At 68.5% G+C, this 6,968-nt stretch carries 5 protein-coding genes and 1 pseudogene; 2 read left to right on the top strand and 4 right to left on the bottom strand.

Annotation, left to right across the window (positions count from 1 at the left end; all coding sequences use genetic code 11):
- From ACP7AU_RS11375 to ACP7AU_RS11365, 3 genes and pseudogenes are all read right to left on the bottom strand, one after another.
- Positions 1-491, bottom strand: a pseudogene (locus ACP7AU_RS11375) (hypothetical protein); the annotation flags it as partial.
- A complete protein-coding gene (locus tag ACP7AU_RS11370; protein WP_426051470.1) occupies positions 484-1,041 on the bottom strand; it encodes a biliverdin-producing heme oxygenase in 558 nt (185 codons plus the stop codon). The gene ACP7AU_RS11370 and the pseudogene ACP7AU_RS11375, both read right to left, overlap by 8 nt.
- Before the next feature lie 263 nt (positions 1,042-1,304).
- A complete protein-coding gene (locus ACP7AU_RS11365; RefSeq protein WP_426038665.1) occupies positions 1,305-2,279 on the bottom strand; it encodes an ABC transporter ATP-binding protein in 975 nt (324 codons plus the stop codon).
- 75 nt (positions 2,280-2,354) lie between these two features.
- Here ACP7AU_RS11365 and ACP7AU_RS11360 point away from each other — a divergent pair, with 75 nt between their 5' ends.
- Positions 2,355-2,591, top strand: a complete 237-nt coding sequence (locus tag ACP7AU_RS11360) for a zinc-finger domain-containing protein (protein WP_426038666.1) — start codon at positions 2,355-2,357, stop codon at positions 2,589-2,591.
- Here ACP7AU_RS11360 and ACP7AU_RS11355 read toward each other — a convergent pair.
- A complete protein-coding gene (locus ACP7AU_RS11355; protein WP_426051469.1) occupies positions 2,588-3,778 on the bottom strand; it encodes an NAD(P)/FAD-dependent oxidoreductase in 1,191 nt (396 codons plus the stop codon). The genes ACP7AU_RS11360 and ACP7AU_RS11355 overlap by 4 nt on opposite strands.
- Before the next feature lie 292 nt (positions 3,779-4,070).
- Here ACP7AU_RS11355 and clpB point away from each other — a divergent pair, with 292 nt between their 5' ends.
- Positions 4,071-6,656, top strand: coding sequence for an ATP-dependent chaperone ClpB (gene clpB, locus ACP7AU_RS11350; protein WP_426051468.1), 2,586 nt, complete (start codon positions 4,071-4,073; stop codon positions 6,654-6,656).
- Positions 6,657-6,968: the final 312 nt, after the last annotated feature.

Raw genomic sequence — 6,968 nt, 5'->3', positions numbered from 1 at the left:
CGACGCACGCTCGCCGTCGCCATCTGGCAGAGCGAAAAGAGCGACGGCGCGGCGCTGAACCCCTCGACCATCAACTGCACAGCCGCCAGCGGATCCGTGACGAAGGCATCGTCGGTCGCGGTGGCCTCGAACTCCAGGACCAGATCGCCGTCGACGCGGTGCGCGCTGGCGTCGAGCGGGGCGCCCCCCGCGATGCGCAGAACCGGGTCGAGCAGGTGGCGCGGCTTGACCAGGTCCGGCTCCTGGCTCAGGGCGCGAATGCGATTGATCTGTTCGCTGGAGAACAGGTGGTCGAGCGGTCGGGACAGAAGGGCGCTGACGGGGCGACCGAGCAGGCCTTCGGTGTCTCCCGCCGCCTGGAGCACGCGAAGACTGGCGCCATCGAGCACCAGCATGGCTCCGTGCGGCAGGATCGCGCCCGGGATGTGGATCGGTTCTCGGTCGCAATTGGTGAGGTCGACCTGGTCACGGGCAAGGACGGAGTCAGTCATCGGTATCGTTCCATCCGCCAAGCCAGCATTCGAACAGTGCAAAAGTCGTCGTCGCGGTGGAGATGATCGTCGCCTGCTGTTCCGCCGTCCAGTCTGTGGCCGATAACCGGGCGAGATAGGCGCGCCATGCGCGACCCGTCTCGGCTTGATGTCCGGTGAAGAAGCGACGCCCGTCCAGAACGCCGACGCCAACGAGCCCCTCCAGGCCTCGCGCCAGGGTGACGCCCCCGAGGGCAGAGCCCTCGACGACGTAGAGCGCACCGAGGAGCGCTTCAGGCAGGGCCAGGGCCGGAAATCCGCGACAGAGGGGCAGGGCGGCCCTGCGCTCGGGACTCATCCCCAGCGCCGCGAGGTCCTTCTCAAGCCAGACGCTCCGTTCCGGCTTGAGCCGGGCGGCGCGTTCGAAGGCGATATGGAATCCGTACAACCGCGCCAGGAGGCGACGGTAGGCCAGGCTGTCGATGGCGCCATCCTGAACGGCGGCCAGAGCCGGATGCTGATGGAGTCGCTCATGGATCTCGTTCGTCGCGGCGCGCACGGCCTGGCGCACGACATCCGGGGGTCGGTGGGCGACGCGCACAGGGTCACGTGCATCAGAAGACGCAAGATGGTCCGTGGCCATTGAGCCTACGAAAAGCACGTTTTCCCCGCCTCAGCGAGGATCACCGGGATACGGTGAGAAATCTACGCCAATCGCGAATCGGCGAAGCTGCAAGAGGGTTCCCGCGAAGGCGGTAAAACTGGAGTTCCTCTCTCGACCCACGGCCGACATGTCGAGATCGCCAGACCCTCGATGGGGGCGAATGCCCCGGTTCAATCCTTCGTCGGGCTGACCGCATTCACATCCCCATAGGTCAGGGCCAGGAACACGTCCTCCAGGTCCGGGTCCTCGGTGGTGATGTCCGAGATCGTGATCCCGGCGGCGCGCACGGCGGCCAGAACCTGTTCGACCGACGACTGGCCCTTCCTGTAAGAGATGGCGAAGGCGCCGTTGGCCCGGGCCACGACGTCGAACCCGGCCACGGTCGGCAGCCCGTCCAGGGCGTGTTCCGGCGTCACCACGACGTTCCTCGTATCCAGACGGCGCAGCAGCTGCGGCGTCGGCTCGCAGGCCACGACCTCGCCCCGGTTCATGATGGCGATGGTGTCGCAGAGCTCCTGCGCTTCCTCAAGGTAGTGGGTGGTCAACAGGATGGTGACGCCCTCGGCGTTGATGCGCCGGACATACTCCCACAGCTGGCGACGCAGCTCGACGTCCACCCCCGCCGTCGGCTCGTCCAGGATCAGGATCGGCGGATTGTGCACCAGGGCCTTGGCCACCATCAGCCGCCGCTTCATCCCGCCCGACAGGGCCCGCACATAGGCGTTGGCCTTGTCCGACAGGCCAAGGGCCGCCAGCAGCTCGTCCGAACGCCGCTCCGACTTCGGCACCCCATAGAAGCCGGCCTGCACCTCCAGCGCCTCGCGCGGGGTGAAGAAGACGTCGGCGACGATCTCCTGCGGCACGACGCCGAGCGCGGCGCGTGCGTCACGCGGCCGTTCGTCGATGTCCCGACCCCAGATGGCGGCGGTCCCGCCGGTCTTGTTGACCACACCCGCCAGGATGTTGATCAGCGTCGACTTGCCCGCCCCGTTCGGGCCCAGCAGGCCGAACATCGACCCTCGCGGGATGACCAGATCGACCCCGCGCAGGGCCGTCTTCGGCGGCGACTTCTTCGAGCCTGCATAGGTCTTTTCCAGCCCGCGCACCTCAATGGCGTTGACGGGCAGGGCTTCGGTCTCGGTCATAAGGGGCTTTCGGCGCGGGAGCAGGCCGTCTAACTAGGCGTCGCGCCCCTCCACGCCAAGACCACGGAACGATCCATGCCGCCGCGCCACCCCGATCACCTCGTCCTCCCGCCCGAGGAAATCACGGTCGCCACCAAGCGCGTGGCCTGCGACGGCGGCGGCGTGCTGGGCCATCCCCTGGTCTATCTCGACATGGGCGGCGAGAATTTCGTCGAATGCGGCTACTGCGACCGCCGCTTCGTCCTGTCGGCCCACCCTCATTCCGAGAACGAATACCTCGACCCGGCGGCCCGGCCGCCCGAGGCGCACTAGCAGGCCTGCCCCGCCGCCCAGCCAGAGCTCCACGCCCACTGGAAATTATAGCCGCCCAGCCAGCCTGTTACGTCCACGACCTCGCCGATGAAATAGAGGCCCGGCACGGATTTCGTCGCCATGGTCTGCTGGTCCAGCTGGTCCGTCGCTACCCCGCCGAGCGTCACCTCGGCCGTCCGATAGCCCTCCGACCCCACCGGCTTGACGGTCCAGCCGTTCACCGCCGCATCCAGCCGCGCCAGCACCTTGTCCCCGACCTCGGCCAGCTTGCCGTTGGCGCCCTCGCGCGCGGTCAGCACCTCGGCCAGCCGCCGCGGCACGATATGGCCGAGCGCCGTGTGCACCGCCTGTTTGCCGCCGTTGTCGGCCTTCGCCGCCTTCAGCCGCGACAGCACATCCACGCCCGGGGCCATCTTCACTGTGATCGCCTCGCCCTCGCGCCAGTAGGAGCTGATCTGCAGGATCGCCGGCCCCGACAGCCCTCTGTGCGTAAACAACATGGCCTCCTCGAACCTCGTCTTCCCCGCTGAGACCACCGCATCGACCGCCACCCCCGCCAGCGGCGTCGTCTGTTCCAGCAGCCCCGCCTCCAATGTCAGCGGCACCAACGCCGGCCGCGTCTCCGTCACCCGCAAGCCCATCTGCCGTGCGAGGTCATAGCCCCACCCCGTCGCCCCCATCTTGGGGATCGACTTGCCGCCCGACGCCACGACCAGCGACGCGCAGCGCACCACCGACCCGTCCGACAGCGCCGCCTCGAATCCCTCGCCGACCCGCTCGACCCGGTCGACCCCGACGCCCGTCGACAGGACCACGCCCGCCGCCCGCATGTCGTCGGTCAGCATGCGGATGATCTGTTTGGCGCTGTCGTCGCAGAACAGCTGGCCCAGGGTCTTCTCGTGCCAGGCGATGCCCGCCTCATCGACGCGCTTGATGAAGTCCCGCTGGCTGTAGCGCTTCAGCGCCGAGGCCGCGAACATCGGGTTCTCGCCCAGAAAGTTGGCGACGCTCGTGCCCGTATTGGTGAAGTTACACCGGCCCCCGCCGCTGATGCGGATCTTCTCGCCCGGCGCCCGCCCATGATCGACGACGCGGACGCTGCGCCCCCGCCGGCCCGCCTCGATCGCGCACATCATCCCGGCCGCGCCCGCGCCGACCACCAGAACATCGAAGGTCTCAGTCTTCATCCCCGCCGCTTAGCATGCCGCGGGCCCGGGATCAGGGTGTCCGGCGCCGATCGATGCGCCAGTGCGCCCAATGGACATGACCGCTTCCCGACCTTCGCAATCGCGAGCCGGGCCGGGGCGGCGTCCGCCTGGGCGCCCTCGACGCGGGCGTCGATTTTGTGGAAGCGGCGCCGGGGTTGCGTCAGGACTTGTGTGGCTGCATCGCCACACCCAAGTCTTGCCCCAGATCAAGGCGTCGCTTCACACAAGGACGCACGGATCCTGTCCGCCTTTCCGGGGAAACCGACCTCTCATGAACCTCGACCTCTATTCCGACCGCGCCAAACAGGCCGTCCAGTCCGCCCAGTCGCTGGCCCTCGCCCGCAAGCACCAGCAGTTCGCCCCCGAGCACCTGCTGAAGGTGCTGCTGGAGGAGCGCGACGGCCTGGCCCGAAATCTGATCACCGCCGCCGGCGGCGACCCGGCCAAGGCCTCCGAGGCCGCCGAGGCCCTGCTCAAGAAACGCCCCCAGGTCGAGAGCGCCACCAGCCAGCTCTATCTCGACGGCGCCACCGCCCGCGTCTTCGCCAATGCCGAGGAGACGGCCAAGAAGGGCGGCGACGCCTTCGTCACCACCGAACGGATCCTCGCCGCCATCGCCCGTGAAGGCGGCCCCGCCGGCGACGCCCTGAAATCCGCAGGGGTCACGGCCGAGAAGCTCGACGCCGCCGTCGCCGATGTCCGCAAGGGCAAGACCGCCGACAGCGCCGCCGCCGAGGACGGCTACGACGCCCTCAAACGCTACGCCCGCGACCTGACCCAGGCCGCCCGCGATCAGAAGATCGACCCCGTCATCGGCCGCGACGAAGAGATCCGCCGCACCATCCAGGTCCTGGCCCGGCGCACCAAGAACAATCCCGTCCTGATCGGCGAGCCCGGCGTCGGCAAGACCGCCATCGTCGAGGGCCTGGCCCTGCGCATCGTCAACGGCGACGTGCCCGAGAGCCTGAAGGACAAGACCGTCATGAGCCTCGACATGGGCTCCCTGATCGCCGGCGCGAAATACCGCGGCGAGTTCGAGGAACGGCTCAAGGCCGTGCTCGGCGAGGTCACGGCCGCCGAGGGTCAGATCATCCTCTTCATCGACGAGATGCACACCCTGGTCGGCGCCGGAAAGGGCGACGGGGCCATGGACGCGTCGAACCTGCTGAAGCCCGCCCTGGCGCGTGGCGAACTGCACTGCGTCGGCGCCACCACGCTCGACGAATACAGGAAGCACGTCGAGAAGGACGCCGCCCTCGCCCGCCGCTTCCAGCCCGTGTTCGTGGCCGAACCGACGGTCGAGGACACCATCTCGATCCTGCGCGGCCTGAAGGAGAAGTACGAGGTCCACCACGGGGTCCGCATCTCTGACAGCGCCATCGTCGCCGCCGCCACCCTGTCGAACCGCTACATCACCGACCGCTTCCTGCCCGACAAGGCCATCGACCTGATCGACGAGGCCGGTAGCCGCGTGCGCATGGCCGTCGATTCCAAGCCCGAGGCCCTCGACGAGATCGACCGGCGTCTGGTCCAGCTCAAGATCGAACGCGAGGCCCTGAAGAAGGAGACCGACAGCGCCTCGGTCCAGCGGCTGGAGAAGCTGGAAGACGAAATCTCCGACCTCGAGATCGAGTCCGACGACCTGACCGCCCGCTGGAAGGCGGAGAAGGACAAGGTCGGGCAGGGCGCCCAGCTGCGCGAGACCCTCGACCGCCTGCGCGCCGAACTCGCCGCCGCCCAGCGCAACGGCGACCTCGGCCGCGCGTCCGAGATCGCCTACGGCCAGATCCCGCAGATCGAGAAGCAGCTGGCCCAGGCCGAGGCCGACGAGAAGACCGGCTCACCGCTGACCCCTGAGGTCGTCGATGCCCAGCAGATCGCCGCCGTGGTCTCCCGCTGGACCGGCGTCCCGGTCGACAAGATGCTGGAGGGCGAGCGCGAAAAACTGCTGGCGATGGAGGACGCGCTTCGTGGTCGTGTCGTCGGTCAGGACGCGGCGCTGGAAGCCGTCGCCGACGCCGTCCGCCGGGCGCGCGCGGGCCTCAACGACCCCCACCGCCCGCTCGGCTCCTTCCTGTTCCTCGGCCCCACCGGCGTCGGCAAGACCGAGCTGACCAAGGCCCTGGCCGCCTTCCTGTTCGACGACGAGACCGCCATCACCCGCATGGACATGTCGGAATACATGGAGAAGCACTCGGTCTCCCGCCTGATCGGCGCCCCTCCGGGCTATGTCGGCTATGACGAGGGCGGCGCCCTGACCGAGGCGGTGCGCCGCCGCCCCTATCAGGTCGTCCTGTTCGACGAGGTCGAAAAGGCCCACCCCGACGTCTTCAACGTCCTGCTCCAAGTGCTCGACGACGGCCGCCTAACCGACGGGCAAGGGAGGGTCGTCGACTTCCGCAACACCCTGATCATCATGACCAGCAACCTGGGTTCGGAAGCCCTGGCCAACCAGGGCGAGGGTGACGATGTCGAGGCCGTCCGCCCCTATGTCATGGAGGCCGTCCGCGCCCACTTCAGGCCCGAGTTCCTGAACCGCATCGACGAGATCATCCTGTTCAGGCGTCTGGGCCGCGACCAGATGGCCGGCATCGTCCGCATCCAGCTGTCGCGTCTGGAAAAGCTGATGGCCGACCGGAGACTGACCCTGTCCATCGACGACGGCGCCCTGGCCTGGCTGGCGGACAAGGGCTACGACCCCGTCTATGGCGCGCGGCCCTTGAAGAGGGTGATCCAGAAGGACCTCGTCGACCCGATGGCCAAGAAGCTGCTGGCCGGAGAGCTGGAGGACGGGTCCGTGATCGCCGTGTCAGCGGGGGCGGACGGGCTGGAGATCGGGAAGGCGCGGGTGCATTAGGGGCCGTCTGCGACCGCTCACTCCCTTCCTTCTCCCTGTGGGAGAAGGTGGCAAGCGCAGCGAGACGGATGAGGGTCGGGCCTGTCCGTCGCCGAAGCCGTCGCACGGACGGGGAAAACCCCATCCTTTCGTCATCCTCCGGCAAGCCGCGCCTTCGCGGCGCAGACCGGGGGACGCAGCGGCGCGCGGGAGCGCGAACCTGTCGCGGACACCCTGCTTCCGACATCGTGCCTGAACAGGTCGCCTTCGGCGCCGCTGCGTCCCCCGGTCTTCGCTTCGTTACGCCGGAGGATGACGAAAGGGGAGGGAGGA

The sequence above is a fragment of the Brevundimonas sp. SL161 genome (assembly GCF_049896985.1).
In the GTDB taxonomy this organism is placed as follows: Bacteria; Pseudomonadota; Alphaproteobacteria; order Caulobacterales; family Caulobacteraceae; genus Brevundimonas.
This window is presented reverse-complemented; position numbering and strand designations above follow the sequence as displayed.

Excerpts from the sequence above, each read along its gene's own strand:
- ACP7AU_RS11365 (WP_426038665.1), bottom strand. The coding sequence starts at position 2,279 with ATGACCGAGACCGAAGCCCTGCCCGTCAACGCCATTGAGGTGCGCGGG.
- ACP7AU_RS11360 (WP_426038666.1), top strand. The coding sequence starts at position 2,355 with ATGCCGCCGCGCCACCCCGATCACCTCGTCCTCCCGCCCGAGGAAATC.
- clpB (WP_426051468.1), top strand. The coding sequence starts at position 4,071 with ATGAACCTCGACCTCTATTCCGACCGCGCCAAACAGGCCGTCCAGTCC.
- ACP7AU_RS11355 (WP_426051469.1), bottom strand. The coding sequence starts at position 3,778 with ATGAAGACTGAGACCTTCGATGTTCTGGTGGTCGGCGCGGGCGCGGCC.